A 14,916-nucleotide genomic window follows, 5' to 3' on the forward strand; every position below is an offset into this window, starting at 1 on the left:
AATTGATGCGGAACCTTATACTGGCCTTCGCAGCACTTGCCCTACCCGCGTGCCAATCGGCTCCTGAACCGCTGCAATCCGCCGCTATCGAACCTGCTGCCATTCCCTCCCAATCCGCCTTGGATCCTGCCGTTGTTCCCCCCGGCCCGGCAATAATGGATCAATCCGTGGCAATCATTCCTCCTTCAAAGGGCGTTCCAACAAAGTACGCCGCTTTTTCGGGCAATTGGGTCGGGCGATTGGAAGGCACATATGAAGGTAAACTGTCTGTTCAATCTGTTTCTTCAAACGGAAAGGTGACCGTAACCTACGCATGGGGAATTCTGAGCGATGACAATCCGGGTGAGGCCGCGGGCGAAGGAAAAATTGTAGGGAATACGTTGAAGCTGGGGCGCCTCCCGAATGGCGCGGACGTCAGTTTTAGGATGATGCCCGACGGCACGCTGTCCGCAACCCATACGCTCGCCGGCCAGACCTATACGGGCATGTTCATCAGGCAGTGATCAAAGAAGATACGGCCGCGTTCCCGCGGTTTTTGATCCGAGCATCCCGCGCCCTTGGACCATCTCCCATAGCGGCCCTTGAAATACCAGTCCCTGGCGTCATAGTCGCTACGTTCGAGGACCGTGGCGGCCCCGGACCGAAGCATTTCCTCAACATGGGGGTCAGGAGACCCCCCTGACCGCCCACGTCCCAAAACACACCACCGATGCCAATCCCCATTAATTCTGAGGGGCTGCGGGGCGTTTCGGCGCGGCTTGCATGGGTTTCGCGCAGGTTCTGTTGGGACCGGTTTGCGTACGTTATCGAAGGTGTGTGGTGTTGGATCGCCCCAGGTGGACCTGCTTTGCACCGCCTGCGACAGTCCCTAGCGAATGGCGCTATCCTCGCTGCCGCGAATCGGACGCGGGCTTTTTTCTTGTTTCGTGAAACGAAAGGTCGTGAGCCTTGACCGTGGATTCATCTGCAGTGACTGGCAAAGGTAAGATCATCCGAGCCGGCGCCGTATCCCTCCATACAGCTTGCGGCTTGCTCAACTGCGACTGATTTATGCCGATCGTCGGCGCGTTGCGATGGCACCTCGCAGGAAGGGTCTGCCCGGATAACCGGCTCCAGATCGTGGGGGAAGTTCGGCGCATGGACAGGCAGTGCTTCGGCCGAATTGTCGCCCGTTTGAGCCATCGCTGGAAGGATTTCAGCGATCTCGACCAGGATTTCCTTGAGCAGATGTCTCATCTGCGCGCCCGCCCTGCGGCCCCTTGCTATGGCGATCAAACTTGCTGACGTAGCCAATGTTCCCGCTTGAGCTGAATGGCGCGCGCTCTGCCGGCAAAGATCGACGGAGCGGCTTGACGCGACGGGCCTCGTCCCTCTCGCCTGCATGATCGATATTGGAAAGTCGAAATTTGAACGGACTGTTGCCTGCCTTCGCCGGAGCGTTGGATGATCCGATCACGGCATGTGCCTGACCCCCGACTTGCCTCGCGCAGCTTCTTCCCTGGCTGCTGTCTGCCTCTGACGGGGTCGACGGGAACAAAGGCTCGATCATCCGGTTTGGAACCATCCCGTTAAGCACAGGACGAAAGTGCAGCCTGGCGGATGAGATACGGCAGCCGGATTGCTCATGGCTGCTTCGATCTGCATTCGGCAGCCGAGACTGAGCCCAAATGCCTGCAGGAGACTTCGTATGAGCGAAGCACGACACAGCGAAGGCAATGAGGTGACTTCGATTGCGGGCACGTCGCCCTTCGCCAGTTTTTTCATGGCTGGTTTTGAGTGCTCGTCGCACCGGCGCAAGGACGGCGTCCGCCTCGATCTTATCCGTGCGACCTCGCATTATTTGCACGCCCTGGGCGACTACCGCGGTTGCGCCGAACTCGGTCTTCGTACCGTCCGCGACGGGTTGCGCTGGCACCTGATCGAAACCGCTCCTGGAAACTATGACTGGTCAAGCTGGACGCCGATGGTCGAAGCAGCGCAATCGGCAGGTGTCCAGGTCATCTGGGACATCTTCCACTACGGATGTCCAGACCACGTTGATCAAGGGTCGATGCATTTCATCGATGCCTATGCCTCGTTCGCTGCAGAAGCTGTGAGGGTTCATCGTTCAATCGCCGGTACAGCGCCATTGTTGTGCCCGATCAACGAAATCTCGTTTTTCGCCTGGGCTGTTGAGGTTGGCTATTTCCCGCGCGTTGGCCCGAAGAAGCGGGGATGGTTCAAGAGGCACCTCGTGAGAGCTGCAATAGCTGGCGTTCGCGCGATGCGCGAGGTCGATCCCGCTTGCAGATTTGTCTGGGCCGAGCCGCTTATCCACATTGCCCCTCGCGACCGGACGCGGACCGAACGGCGTCGGGCCGAAAATGCCCGTCTCGGACAGTTCGAAGCTTACGACATGCTGCTGGGCCGGGCAGAGCCTGAGTTGGGGGGCAGCGACGATGTTGTCGATGTCGTTGGCCTGAATTTCTACCCGCACAATCAGTGGTACCTCAACGGGCCGACGATTCCCATGGGGCACCACGAGTACCGTGCCCTATCCGAGATGCTGATCGAGGTCGCGCATCGATATGGCAAGTCGATGTTCATCGCCGAGACCGGCTCCGAGGGATCAGGCGGGGCGGCGTGGCTCCATTATGTCTGCGACGAGGTGCGTGCCGCAATTGACCTCGAAGCGCCGATCGAAGGTATTTGCCTATACCCGATAACCGCCTATCCGGGCTGGGACAATTCGCGGCATGCGGAGGTGGGATTGTTTTCGGTCGTCCAGGCGGACGGCAGTCGGCACGTCCGCAAGCCCATCGCGGAGGAATTGGCCCGCCAGCGAGCTTTGTTCGCGGCGAACCTGACGCGTTAATACATGAGCGGCACGAGGGATGTTGCGAGCGCCTGTCGGCGCCGCCTTGCCACGCTCGATGCTCCCAGGTACGTCCGGGTGGGCGAGCTACAGCGCCCCTTCGGCCAACGACGCCTTCCCCGCGCTCGCCCATTCCGGGACGCTCTTCTGGATGCGGGCGAAGGTTGCCAGGGCCTGCCCGACCACCTGATCCATGTTGTAGTAGCGGTAGGTTGCCAGTCGACCGACAAACCACACGTCGGGACAGGTTGCGCCAAGCGCTTCGTAGCGCTTGAAGAGCTCTTCGTTTTCGGCCCGCGGCACCGGATAGTACGGGTCCCCGATATCGGTGGGATATTCGTAGGTCAGACTGGTCCGCGCGTTCTGCTGGCCGGTCAGATGTTTGTACTCGGTGATGCGGGTGTAATCTTCCGTCTGGGGATAGTTGACGACGGCAACCGGCTGAAACTGCTCTTGGTCGAGGGTGACGTGCTCGAAGCGGAGCGAACGATAAGGAAGACGCCCCAGCTGCCAGCCGAAGTACTCGTCGATCGGGCCGGTATAGATTAGGCGGTTGAACGGTATCTCGTCACGAATTTCGCGGAAGTCGGTCTGCAGCATGATCTTGATGTTCGGATGGTCGAGCATGCGCTCGAACATCCTCGTGTATCCGCCGGCAGGCATCTTCTGGAAGCTGTCGCTGAAATATCGGTCATCGCGGTTGGTCCTGGTCGGCACTCGTGCCGTCACCGATTTGCTCAGCTGGTTCGGATCCACGCCCCATTGCTTTCTGGTGTAGCCACGGAAGAATTTTTCGTAGAGTTCGCGTCCCACGGTGCTGACGACAACATCCTCGGCCGTTCGCACGTCCTCTACCGTTTCGCGTCGCGACGCGAAGAACTCCTCCAACTGTGCAGAATTCAGTTCGAGGCCATAAAGGCGGTTTATCGTGTCCAGATTGATCGGGATGGGGAGCAGTATCCCATCCACCGCCGCCAGAACCCTATGCTCGTATGTGCGCCATTGGGTGAACTGCGAGAGGTAGTCCACGATCGACTGGCTGTTGGTGTGAAAAATATGTGGCCCATAGCGGTGGATGAGGATGCCGGCTTCATTATAGCAATCATAGGCGTTGCCGCCGACATGGCTGCGGCGATCGACCAAGAGAACGCTTTCATGACGCTGCGACGCTATTCTTTCGGCAAGCACGCTGCCGGCAAACCCCGCGCCGACGATCAGCCAATCGAACATGGCTATGCGCTCCTGCGCAACGGGACGACCTTCTTGCGTCGGTAGGCGCCCTCAATGTGAGCGGCCATGGCCGTCCATGTTCTTTCCCACGACATGTCAGCCAGATAGGCATCGACTTGCGGCAGCAGCATCTCACGCGGTCGCAAAAGCATGGAGCGCAGCTTGCTCTCCAAGTCGTCACTGTCGGCGATTTCCACCAGTCCAGCAGCGCCGTAGCTGCGCACGACGTCAACGATCGCCGTCGAGATTACGGGCAGGCCCGCAGCCAGGAACTCTGGCGTCTTGGTTGGGCTGATGAACCGGGTCGCTTCGTTGAGTGCAAACGGCATCCAGCCGGCATCCCAATGGCGCAGATAATCGGGCAGGTCGCAGTAGGCCTTGGCACCCAACCAATGCAGGTTGTCGGCCTTCGGCAGGATTGCAGGATCGATTTTGACCACGGGGCCAATCATGACGAAATGCACGTCCGGCATCGTCCGCGCCGCTAGCGCCACGAGTCCGGCGTCCAGCCGCTCGTCGATGACGCCGAAATACCCCACCCTCGGGTGAGGAATGCCGGCCTGATCGACTGGGTCCTTTCCTGGCAGCCTTGCCTTGTGAAAGTGCTTCACGTCGATGCTGCTCGGAAAGGGGTAAATAGCCTGATGCAGGCGGCGCTTGGTCTCGAACAGGCTCAGACCACCGGTGAAAACGAGATCGGCACGGCGCAGAAGTGCCTTTTCCATCTGCGCCAGTTCGGGCGGCGCATTCTTGAAAGCGGAGAGTTCGTCCATGCAGTCGTAGACGCATATGTCTGGGTCAAGGAACTCCGTGAAGCGGAGAGCCATCGGCGTGTAATACCAGGCGATCAGCCGGCTGTGCGGCATAGAAGCTATGATCTGCTGAACAAATCTCCGCTGCACGGCATCTGATTTCGCGGCCGACGCGCCGAGCGGCAGCACTGGTGTCACGATTAGAATGTTTGGCGACGCCTCGCTCGTCCGCATCTGCGGCTGTGGCAGTTCTTCGAAAACAGGCTCCTCAAAGTAGACCACTCTCTGCTGCTCGGATGCGAGGGTGAGGATATGCTGCGGCCGTTGATGAACGAAGTTCCATCGCAAGTGGGAGAAGCAAACCAGTAGATTTTCCCTGCCAATGTGTTTACTGGCGGATACCCTGCCCAAGGCTGCTTCCATTGAGATGTTCCTTCTCGTAATCTTTAGTTTATGTTATGACTAACATTTGTTAAGCGCGGATCGAGGAGAAATAGACTTCGATGCCAGCTCCTAACTTTCCAGCGCGTGAGTTGTTCCAAGGTGAAGTGAAGAGCTCTCAGTCACCGCTCGGATCACGGATGCGACCATATTTCCGCGAAGCTGAGAACGCCCGCCACGCATCGCCGGGCTTTGAATGCGTGAGCGACGGGGGAATGTCGGTGGAGAACGGACCTGCCGTATTTGCGTTGAAGTCGCTGGCTATAAAATGCGCAGGACATCAAGTTGATTCGCCCGCATCGCTGGCGAGTCCGTGCCAGGCGAATTCCGGGGCTGATATGAAGATCGACTTTGCGACCAACGTTTTTCCGCTGTTTCATCCGCAAAGCGTGGATGATCTCAAGGACCCTTGCCCCGTCTTTGATGGCAGCCTGTGGCACGTCTTCGGCTCGAGCGGCACGGTGACCACCGAGACGTGGACGATACTGCACGCCACGGCGCCGGACCTTTATGGGCCGTGGACCGAGCATCAGTCGATCGAGCTTCCAATCAATGGGAGTGGTGTTGCGGCTCCGGGGGTCATCCACGAAAGCGGCGTCTTTCACATGTTCATCCAGACCGAGTTCATGAAGTCTGGCGGCCGCTGCGAGCATGCGGTTTCCAATGACGGGTTCCAGTGGGTGGTTCTTAGCCCCGCAATCCTCGCCATCCCGGACACCGAGGAAGATGGCATTTACGATCCGCATCCCGCACTTATTGGCGGCAAGCGCTACCTCGTCTATTCCGCCATGCCGAAATTCACCAGGGTGCCGCAGCCCGACATCTATCTCGCACGCAGCCAATCCGACTCATGGTTCGGTCCCTGGAAGCGGATCGGCAAGATCCTCGACCACAATGATGTGCCTCACCACAACACGAGAGAGGATCCCGACTATGAATGGGGCATTGAGGGCGCACAACTGGTCGAATTGCCGGACGGTCGCGTGCTTCTCAATGCCACTTGCTTTCTGCCCAATGGCCTTCGCGGGAACCGGCAACGCGTGTTTTTTGCCATCGCGGATAACGTTGCTGGACCTTACGTCTCGATCGGCCCGGTGCTGGAACCAGGCCAGCCGGGAGAGAACGGCCACTCGACAGTGATGATCGAAGGCAGCCAGCTTTCACTGTTTTATCAGAGCCGGGTCGCCACGACTGATCATCGGTGGCGCTACGGCTTGGCCAGATGTGACGTCGCTCTGCTTTCCAGGGTCGCGTGATCCGGTCGGCGCCACTCGCACCGACTGCATCAACGAACTGGACGGCTCGCATTGCGAATAAGCGTCCGTGGCTCGAGACATTCCCGCGGAAAGCCTGCCGGAATTAAGTGTTCCTCGCACGGAACAATGCATCAGAGCTGAGGTTCGGCTGACTTCCAACCAGGAGTCAGCCATGTATTACACCGACAAGAAATTGCAGTACCCGGTTCGTGTGGAAACGCCCAATCCAGTCTTTGCCCGTGCCTTGCAGCAGGCCATCGGCGGAGTAGAAGGCGAAATCCGCGTGGCCTTGCAGTATTTCTTCCAGGCATGGGGATGCCGCGGGCCGGCCAAATACCGCGACCTGTTGTTGAACACGGCGACCGAGGAGCTCGGCCATATCGAAATGCTGGCGACTGCGGTCGCCCTCAATCTTGAGGGTGCACCACTTTCGCTGCAGGAGGACATCTCGTCGGACACGGTCGGCGGCTCGGTCCTCAACGGGATGAACTTCCGCCATATCTTGTCGACCGGCCTGGCCGCACTGCCTGAAAACGCCAACGGCGTTCCCTTCAATGCTTCGCATGTCTATGCCAGCGGCAATCTTGCCGCGGATATGGTCGCAAACGTCACCGCGGAAGGAAGCGGCCGCGTGCTTGCGACCCGCCTGTACAACATGACCAGCGATCCCGGCATGAAGGACATGCTGTCCTTCCTTATTGCGCGCGACACCATGCACCAACAGCAGTGGCTCGCGGCAATCGAAGATATGGGCGGACTGAACGCGTCTCTGCCGGTCCCCAACTCCTTCCCGCAGGAAAAGGAGCATCAGGACGTATCCTATGCCTTCATCAATTGCTTCGTCGAAGGTGTCGAACCAGCGCAGGGACGTTGGAGCGAAGGACCGTCGATGGACGGCAAGGGCGAGTTCTCCCTGGTCGCCGGTTCGCCAATGGGCGAGGAGCCCATCCTGTCGCCGCCTCGGCCAAGTTCCGGCGCCCAGAGCGAGCAGATGATCGACAGGCGGGCAGCCGAATAGGCAAAGATAGCAATGCCGGAGGCAGCCGGCACTCGGCTGTCTCCTGCTAGCGGCTCCTGCGGAGTAGGGCGCACCCATTGGTGACTGGTGCGTGCCTGACGAAGCTCTCCATTTCCGCTTCGACATAAATGCTTCACCTAGGGAACATCGCCGGCTCCGCGAAGTTGGACAGCCACGGAGGACGTGCACATGAACAGTGTCATCTATCTTATCGGCGTTATCGTTGTCGTGCTGGCGGTCCTCTCCTTCCTCGGTCTTCACTAGGTGGCCCCATGCAGCATGAAAACGATCAGGGCGGACAGCCCGCCGATTTCGACAAGGCGAAAAGCGACGTTTCCGAAAGGCTTCGCCAGGAAAATGAGCGTGCCAGCGAGTTGCTTCACGACGCGCGTGACACGGTCACCCGCAAGGCTGGCGACTATGCATCTGAAGCCAGGGAGGTCATCTCCGACAAGGCGCAGGAAGCGCAGCGCGACATCGGATCGACTCTGGCGGCGCTGGGCGGCGCACTGCGCGCGGCCAGTGATCACCTGGCCAACAACGATGAAAGGAACGCATCGAAGTTCGCATTGGATGCTGCCGGTGGCTTGGAGCGGCTTTCATCGTCATTGAAACAGAAGCCGTTCGGCCAGGTCCTGGAGGACGTGCAGTCCTTTGGCCGGCAAAATCCCGGTGTCCTGCTTGCCGGATCGGTATTGGCCGGATTGGCTCTCGGGCGGTTCATCAAGGCCTCGCCGCCGGCGGGTCCAGAATTTCAGGATGCGCCGGGAGACCTCAAATCCCACACCGATCAGGCACAGGGTTGGTCCGCTGATCGGTCGCAGGATTCTGGCGTCGTCGGCGATGATGGGGCCATGCAGAGCACGGAGCAGGACAGATGAACACCCAGGACAACCCAAGCCTTGCCGGGCTGATCACCGACTTGGCCCAGAATGTCACCACTTTGGTGCAAACCGAGGCCAGGCTGTTTCGGGCCGAGCTTTCTGAAAAGCTTGCCAAGGCCGGAGCAGGTGCCGCGGAAGTGCTGGGCGGCGCGATCTGCCTGCTCGCCGCGCTAATGGTGTTGCTGCAGGCACTCGTTATTGCACTGACGCGGGCAGGACTTGGCGCGGGGTGGTCTTCCCTGCTGGTCGGCGTGGTCGTGGCGGCCCTCGGCATTATCCTGCTGCGGACCGGGACGGCCAGCATGGCGCCTTCGGAACTTACCCCCGACCGCACCCAGGAACAGCTCAAGCGCGACGCGAGCGTGATCAAGGAACAAGTGAGATGACTGAGAAATCCGCAGCCGAACTTGAACGCGAGGCCGAGGCAGCCCGTGCGCGGGTGATGGAGACCGCCGAATCCATTCGAGGCAGGATGTCGCCGGGACAATTGCTGGATGAGTTCACCGGGCTGTTCTCGGGAGGGGAGAGTTCGGCCATGCTCGCCAACCTCAGAACGCAGGTCCGAGACAATCCTTTGCCGGTCACCATGGTGGGAGCGGGTCTGGCTTGGCTGATGTTCGGCAGTGGTATCGCAGACACCGCCCGCGGTTCGGCTGGCTACTCAATGCCCTCGGCGCCGGGACGACATGATGAACGGGAACGTGGAGGCCTGGGCAGCACGCTTTCCGATGCCGCCGCATCTCTGTCATCAGCTGCCACCAGCGTCGGCGATACCGTTTCCAGCGCGGCAAGCAGCGCCGCGGAGGGTTTGACGGGCAGCACGGCCACTGCAAGATCGGTGACCGGCGACATGGCGGCGAAAGCCACCCGCTCCGCGCAAGATCTGTTGGAGAACCAGCCCTTGGCCATAGCGGCCGCGGGTCTCGCCATCGGCGCCGCCATAGGTGCAATGCTGCCCCATACCGCAACGGAGGATGAGCAGCTAGGCGCCTATGGCGACAAGCTTCGCGATACCGCCGAAACCATGCTCGACAGGGGTCTCGACGAGGCCAAGCAGGTCGCCGCCGAAGCCTATGGAACCATCAAGCAGGAAGCTGGCCGGCAACATATGGAAGCAGACACGATCGCCGATCAGCTCGGCGAGATCGTGAAGTCCACAGCAGACAAGACCGAGCACGCCGTGCGTGAACGGATTTCCGATCCATCTCAGCGTCAAACCTAGCTTGAATGGATCAACGATAGTCGGTCTCGTCAGAAGGGCCGGCGTTGTTGTTCAGACGATGAACCGCTCAATCATTTCAGAGCGTAGAGGTAGGCCGCGATATCGCGCGCCTGCTGCTCCGAAATTCGGGTCGATGGCATGGCCGTGCGCGGATTGATTTCCCTGGCAGATCGTATCCAGCGGATCAGGTTCTCTGGATTGTTGGCCAGCCCGCCGCCGATAAAGGTGCGGTCAGCAAGACTGGCGTCGAGGCGTGGACCGACCTGCCCTTGCGCGCCCGGCACGCCCGAAATCGTATGGCAGCCGGAACAACCATTCGCAGTCATGATCGGCATGGCGCGCGCAATGTCACCTCCCGTGGCCGCCTCCGCCTCGTGGCGGATGCGCGCCGCCTGATCGGACCACCAGGTCATTCCGGCCACGCCCGCAACGAGCAGCACCAGCGCGACGCTGGCGCCGGCAAGCAGCTTAGACAAGCTCGTAGGCATGCGCAGCCTCCCCCCTTCCGCTCGCCTTGATCCACAGCGCGGCCAGCAGCAGCGCTGCGCCGCCATAGATCAGTCCAGCGGGAACCCACATCACCAGCCCGGCAAGTTGCTGGTCTTCCAGGGGGCTCAAATTCCATAGTGCCGCACCCACCGCGTTCTGCGGGTACCAGAGCCGCGGCGAGAGCAGCAGGAGCACGCCAAGCAGGCCAGTGTGCAGCGAGGTGACGACAAGATGCATCACTGCGGTCCCATAGGCATGCTGGCGGCCGGGACGCGGCAAGAGTACCCACCAGAACAGCAGCCCTGTTCCGAAGAAGCTCGCGTGCTGTGCATAGTGCATCACGCCGCGTTCGAGCGCGGCCTCGAACAACGCCGGAAGGTGCCAGATCCATATGGCCAGGCCGTGGGCAATGGTCGCGCTGAGCGGTCGAGTTACGAAAGACCAAACCGCATTCAGCCATCTGCCGTGCGCGGCCATTCCAAGAATGCGCCGGACCCCGGCGGGAAATCCCCACATCAAGGCCGCAGCCGGGCTGGCGGAGACCAGCAGCGGCGCCGCCACGGCCATCAGCAGTTCATGCTCGATCATATGCGCCGCAAAGATCTGCTCACCGAGTGCATGAATCGGGCTGACCAACGCGGCCGTCAACACGCCCCATCCGGCCGTGAACAGCAGAGCCTGGCGCAGCCGCAGAGTCCTGCCGCGGCTGCTGCGCCGCCAAAGCCGGCCAGCTCCAACGACATATATCAGGGCAAGCACCGCAAGTGGCAGGGTGATGGGCAGCGCGAGCGTCCACCCGGCCTCGGGTGCGCCGGCGCCGTAGCAGATGGAAGTAGAGAACAGCCCGTCCAGATTCATCGCAGGCACTCATCCAGGATCAGCGCCGCGCTGCCTTGCATGAGGATCACAAGCGCAAACAGCAACGCCGACAGCATGCCGAGATTGGCGACGAAGCGCTCTGTGGCGCGCGTACGCTCCGGCTTGAATGCGGCACCGCCTCGCCGCTTCGCCCGCCACGACAGCGCCCCGCCGAGCAGCGACAACAAGACGAGCAGCAGCGCCACGGGAAGCACGACCGGCACCTGGCGATTGCATTGCCAGGGCACCAGCGCATAGTTCAGCTGTGTCGAGACCGCCCACGCCAGCGGCCCTGACAGAAGACCACCCCAAGACGTTCCCAGGCGTAATGCACGCATCTCAGCCTAGCCTCGGCACCCAGTAGATGAGCAGATAGATCGGAATCCAGGTCAGGACCACGAAGTCCCAGTAGAAGACATTGTCGCCGACATCGCCGAAGCGACGGCCGCTATAGCCGTGGCGCGTGAACATCAGCACAGTCAGCACGATGGTGTCGCCGACATCGGTGATGAGATGGGTGGTGTGCAGCCCGAGCAGCACCCAGAGCATCGATCCATAGGCATTGGTGTCCCAATAGATGTTGAGGGCCGGGAATTCGAACCAGCGCACGACGAGCGGAGCGATGCCGAGCAGCGACATGACCATCAGCCCGATCCGCACCGGCACCATCGAACATTGCTTGGCATAGCGGTGGAGGATGTGGTTAGGCACAAGGCTGACGATGAACAAAATGGTGACGATCGTTCCGGGCCAATGGTTCGGGCGCGGTGCGCTGAGGGGCCAGTCTGGCCATGACTGCGCAAGGTAGAGATAAGCGCCGGCCGCCAGCGCGAAGCCCGTGCCTTCCAGCGCCATGAAACCCAGCGTGCCCCACCAGGTCGGGCTGCGCGGACCGTGCCCGAAGGTGGGCAGGCCAGAAAGATCGGCGGCGGCGCGCTGCTTCATTCCTCGTCCTCCGGATCGCCCTTGGGCCAGAACCATCCGATCAACGTGATGGCGATTGGCGCGGCGCCCCAGACGATCGCCCAGGGCGTGAAGATTGAAAAGAGAAACGTGCCGCCGACGGCCAGCGCCGCTAAAAGCGGCCAGATTGAAGGGGCGGCCGATTTCTCGCGAATGTCGGGTTGAGCTTCGGCCACGGTCGAGATGAGGAGTTCGCGCGCGTCGACGCGGAGCCCGGTCGCTACAGGGAGCGCCTCGCGCTCGGCCCAGAGCGGCTCGATATGAGTCACGATGGGAATGCGCGCGAAATTATAGCTCGGCGGCGGCGAGGATGTTGCCCACTCCAAGGTTCCTGCGTCCCACGGATTGTTGCCGGCCGAGGTGCCTTTCAACGCGCCATGCACAAGGTTGAAGGTGAACAGGACAAAGCTCAGGAAGAAGAGTAACGCCCCAGCCGAGATGAAAAGGTTGATGTTGCCCCAGCCAAGCTCGGCCGGATAGGTGTAGACACGTCGTGGCATGCCCCACAGGCCGACCAGATGCATCGGGAAAAAGGCTGCATTGAACCCGATGAAGGCCAGCCAGAAATGCCACCGCCCGAGGCGTTCGCTCATCATGCGGCCGGTGACCTTCGGGAACCAGAAATAAGCCGCGCCAAGCAGCGGGAACACCGAGCCGCCGATCAGCACGTAATGGAAATGGGCGACGATGAAATAGGTGTCGTGGACCTGAAGATCCAACGGCACTGAGGCGAGCATCACGCCCGTCAGCCCGCCGATGACGAAGATGAAGAAAAAGCCGAAGACGAACAGCAACGGAGTTCGGATCACCGGTCTGCCGTCCCATAATGTTGCCAGCCAGCAGAAGATCTGTACGCCGTTCGGGATGGCGATCATCATGCTGGATGCGGTGAAGAAGCTGGCGCCAAGCTTTGGCAGGCCGGTGGCGAACATGTGATGGACCCAAAGCCCGAACGAAAGGAAGCCGACCGCGATCAGCGACAGGACCAGCCCGAGATGACCGAATGTCGGTCGCCTGGCGAAAACAGGAATGATCGAGGACACCATGCCCGTCGCCGGCAGGAAGATGATGTAAACTTCCGGATGGCCGAAGAACCAGAAGAGGTGTTGGAACAGCAGAGCATCCCCACCTTCGGCCGGGTTGAAGATGTGCGTGCCAACCAGCCGGTCAAGGATCAGGAAAGTCGAGGTGATCATCACCGCCGGCATCGCGAAGACGACGACGAAGGAAGTGACCAGCATCGCCCAGACATAGAGCGGGATCTTGTCCAGCGACATGCCGGGGGCTCGCTGCTTGAAGACCGTGACGATGGTCGCCACCGCGACGGCCAGTGACGACACTTCGGTATAGGTGATCATCTGCGCCCAGACGTCAGCCCGCTTGCCCGGTGCGAATTCGGGGCCGGACAGCGGCACGTAGGCGAACCAGCCCACATCAGGGGCCATGTTGAGGGCGAAGGACACCCAGGCGAAAGCGCCGCCCGAGACGTAGACCCAATAGCTGAACGCGTTCAGGCGCGGAAACGCGATGTTGCGGGTGCCGACCATCAGCGGCACCAGGTAGATCCCGGTCGCCTGCACGATGGGCACGGCGAACAGAAACATCATCGTAACGCCATGCATGGTGAACAGCTGATTGTAGAGGTCGGGCCCGATCAGCCCGCGTTGCGGTCCAGAAAGCTGGATGCGCATGACGACAGCGTTGAGGCCGCCAAGACCAAGGAACACGAAAGCGGTGATCAAATAGCGTCGTGCGATCACCTTGTGATCGACGCTCGACAAGGCTCCGACGATGCCGGATGGCGTCCGCCAGGTGCGCTCGAGCCAGCGATGCAGGCCGGCATCATCCATGCCGGTGTCGCGCGGTCCGTCATGCTCGGGCGCGATGTCGCCTTTTGCAGATACCTTGCGCTCCGGCGGCAGGTCGCGTTGGCTTGTGAGATCCGCGCTGCTCATTTCAGACCCTCGAGATAGGCGACCACGGCATTGAGCTCATCGCCGCTGAGCTCCACCACCGGCATGTGGGAGCCGGGCTTGATGCCTTGCGGGTCGGCTATCCAGGCGGCGAGATTGCCGCGGCTCATCGTCAAGGTCCCGGCAGCGAGCGTCTGCCGGCTGGCTATGTGGGTGAGATCGGGAGCCACCGTTCCGCCGGCCGGCGTCCCCCCGATCCTGTGACACATCACGCAGGGGCGTTTGAGGAACAGGTCCGCACCGACCTTGGCTTCGCCGCTCGCCGGCGCGCCGGCCGGCTGCAACTGGTCGTTCAGCCAGGCATCGAATTTCGGGCGCGGCTCGGCGATGATGAAGGTGCCCATGTTGGCGTGCTGCGCACCGCAGAATTCAGCGCATTGACCACGGTAGACGCCTGGCTTGTCCGCCTTGATATCCAGCACGTTCATGTGGCCCGGGATAAGGTCGAGCTTGCCGGCCAAGCTTGGGATCCAGAAGGAATGGATCACATCGGTCGAGGTCAAAAGCAGCCGCACCGGCTCGCCGGCAGGGATATGAATCTCGTTTGCCGTCGTCAGGATGCGGCTCGGCGTAGCATCCTCGTAGCGCACCTCCCACCACCACTGGTGCCCGGTCACCCTGATTGTCAGCGCAGCCTCCGAGCCGATCGCAGCCAGCGTCCTGTTGGCGAAAAAGCTTAGCAGCGTCAGTCCGATCAAGATGATGGTGGTCACTCCGACGGCGGACACGACCACGCGCATCTTGCCGCGTTCGGCCGCTTCGTCGAGTAGGAGGGGTTCATCGCCGGAACGCGATCGCATGACCAGCGGTGCTGCGAGAGCGATCATCACCAGCGCCCAAACAACCGCGCAAAGCGCGGTAAAGAACCAGATGAGCCAGGCCAGCTCGCCGGCTGCGGGGCCCTTCGGGTCAAGCGCCGACTGCCAGCCTGCGCATCCCTGCAGAAACAGGACACAGAAGGCGAAGGCCATCGAGG

General features: G+C 61.0%; 16 protein-coding genes. 7 read left to right on the top strand and 9 right to left on the bottom strand.

All coding sequences use genetic code 11. The annotated features are described in order from the left end of the window. The first annotated feature begins 5 nt into the window (after positions 1 to 5). Positions 6 to 503: a hypothetical protein gene (locus tag AC0NIL_RS31765; protein ID WP_013525124.1), complete on the top strand. Its 498-nt coding sequence runs from the start codon at positions 6 to 8 to the stop codon at positions 501 to 503. Between the two features lie 457 nt (positions 504 to 960). Here AC0NIL_RS31765 and AC0NIL_RS31770 read toward each other — a convergent pair whose 3' ends face one another. Next, the gene (locus AC0NIL_RS31770) at positions 961 to 1,236 is read right to left on the bottom strand and encodes a hypothetical protein (protein WP_473573653.1); all 276 of its coding nucleotides are present in this window, start codon (positions 1,234 to 1,236) and stop codon (positions 961 to 963) included. 451 nt (positions 1,237 to 1,687) lie between these two features. Here AC0NIL_RS31770 and AC0NIL_RS31775 point away from each other — a divergent pair, with 451 nt between their 5' ends. After that, positions 1,688 to 2,854, top strand: coding sequence for a beta-glucosidase (locus AC0NIL_RS31775; RefSeq protein ID WP_013525128.1), 1,167 nt, complete (start codon positions 1,688 to 1,690; stop codon positions 2,852 to 2,854). Between the two features lie 87 nt (positions 2,855 to 2,941). On the opposite strand, the gene glf is transcribed toward AC0NIL_RS31775, so the two are convergent. Beyond that, positions 2,942 to 4,084, bottom strand: coding sequence for a UDP-galactopyranose mutase (gene glf / locus AC0NIL_RS31780; protein WP_024504623.1), 1,143 nt, complete (start codon positions 4,082 to 4,084; stop codon positions 2,942 to 2,944). A 2-nt stretch (positions 4,085 to 4,086) separates the two neighbouring features. After that, a complete protein-coding gene (locus AC0NIL_RS31785; RefSeq protein ID WP_027161876.1) occupies positions 4,087 to 5,259 on the bottom strand; it encodes a glycosyltransferase in 1,173 nt (390 codons plus the stop codon). Between the two features lie 158 nt (positions 5,260 to 5,417). Between AC0NIL_RS31785 and AC0NIL_RS31790 the strand changes: the two genes are divergently transcribed. From AC0NIL_RS31790 to AC0NIL_RS31810, 5 genes are all read left to right on the top strand, one after another. Then, positions 5,418 to 6,533, top strand: coding sequence for a glycoside hydrolase family protein (locus AC0NIL_RS31790; RefSeq protein WP_245267566.1), 1,116 nt, complete (start codon positions 5,418 to 5,420; stop codon positions 6,531 to 6,533). A gap of 172 nt (positions 6,534 to 6,705) precedes the next feature. After that, positions 6,706 to 7,551 carry a manganese catalase family protein gene (locus AC0NIL_RS31795; RefSeq protein ID WP_063170783.1) on the top strand — a complete coding sequence of 282 codons (846 nt, stop codon included), beginning with the start codon at positions 6,706 to 6,708 and terminating at the stop codon, positions 7,549 to 7,551. Between the two features lie 272 nt (positions 7,552 to 7,823). Further along, complete coding sequence (locus AC0NIL_RS31800) at positions 7,824 to 8,432, top strand: hypothetical protein (RefSeq protein ID WP_473573654.1); 609 nt, start codon at positions 7,824 to 7,826, stop codon at positions 8,430 to 8,432. Next, positions 8,429 to 8,821: a phage holin family protein gene (locus AC0NIL_RS31805; protein WP_013525134.1), complete on the top strand. Its 393-nt coding sequence runs from the start codon at positions 8,429 to 8,431 to the stop codon at positions 8,819 to 8,821. Before AC0NIL_RS31800 ends, AC0NIL_RS31805 begins: the two co-directional genes overlap by 4 nt. Next, positions 8,818 to 9,657, top strand: coding sequence for a DUF3618 domain-containing protein (locus AC0NIL_RS31810; protein WP_127412908.1), 840 nt, complete (start codon positions 8,818 to 8,820; stop codon positions 9,655 to 9,657). The genes AC0NIL_RS31805 and AC0NIL_RS31810 overlap by 4 nt, the downstream gene beginning before the upstream one ends. 71 nt (positions 9,658 to 9,728) lie before the next feature. On the opposite strand, the gene AC0NIL_RS31815 is transcribed toward AC0NIL_RS31810, so the two are convergent. From AC0NIL_RS31815 to coxB, 6 genes are read right to left on the bottom strand one after another with little or no spacing between them, the layout of a single operon-like run. Next, positions 9,729 to 10,145, bottom strand: a complete 417-nt coding sequence (locus AC0NIL_RS31815) for a c-type cytochrome (RefSeq protein WP_063170780.1) — start codon at positions 10,143 to 10,145, stop codon at positions 9,729 to 9,731. Further along, positions 10,126 to 11,004, bottom strand: a complete 879-nt coding sequence (locus tag AC0NIL_RS31820) for a cytochrome c oxidase assembly protein (RefSeq protein ID WP_473573655.1) — start codon at positions 11,002 to 11,004, stop codon at positions 10,126 to 10,128. The genes AC0NIL_RS31815 and AC0NIL_RS31820 overlap by 20 nt, the downstream gene beginning before the upstream one ends. Beyond that, on the bottom strand, positions 11,001 to 11,342 hold the full coding sequence (locus AC0NIL_RS31825) for a hypothetical protein (RefSeq protein WP_013525138.1): 342 nt from the start codon (positions 11,340 to 11,342) through the stop codon (positions 11,001 to 11,003). Before AC0NIL_RS31825 ends, AC0NIL_RS31820 begins: the two co-directional genes overlap by 4 nt. Before the next feature lies 1 nt (position 11,343). Further along, on the bottom strand, positions 11,344 to 11,949 hold the full coding sequence (locus tag AC0NIL_RS31830) for a cytochrome c oxidase subunit 3 (protein WP_013525139.1): 606 nt from the start codon (positions 11,947 to 11,949) through the stop codon (positions 11,344 to 11,346). Next, positions 11,946 to 13,922 (bottom strand): cytochrome c oxidase subunit I, encoded by a 1,977-nt coding sequence (gene ctaD, locus AC0NIL_RS31835; protein WP_473573656.1) that lies wholly within the window; start codon positions 13,920 to 13,922, stop codon positions 11,946 to 11,948. The genes AC0NIL_RS31830 and ctaD overlap by 4 nt, the downstream gene beginning before the upstream one ends. Next, positions 13,919 to 14,911 (bottom strand): cytochrome c oxidase subunit II, encoded by a 993-nt coding sequence (gene coxB / locus AC0NIL_RS31840; protein ID WP_013525141.1) that lies wholly within the window; start codon positions 14,909 to 14,911, stop codon positions 13,919 to 13,921. The genes ctaD and coxB overlap by 4 nt, the downstream gene beginning before the upstream one ends. Between the last annotated feature and the right edge of the window lie 5 nt (positions 14,912 to 14,916).

The organism is Mesorhizobium sp. WSM1343 (assembly GCF_055901535.1).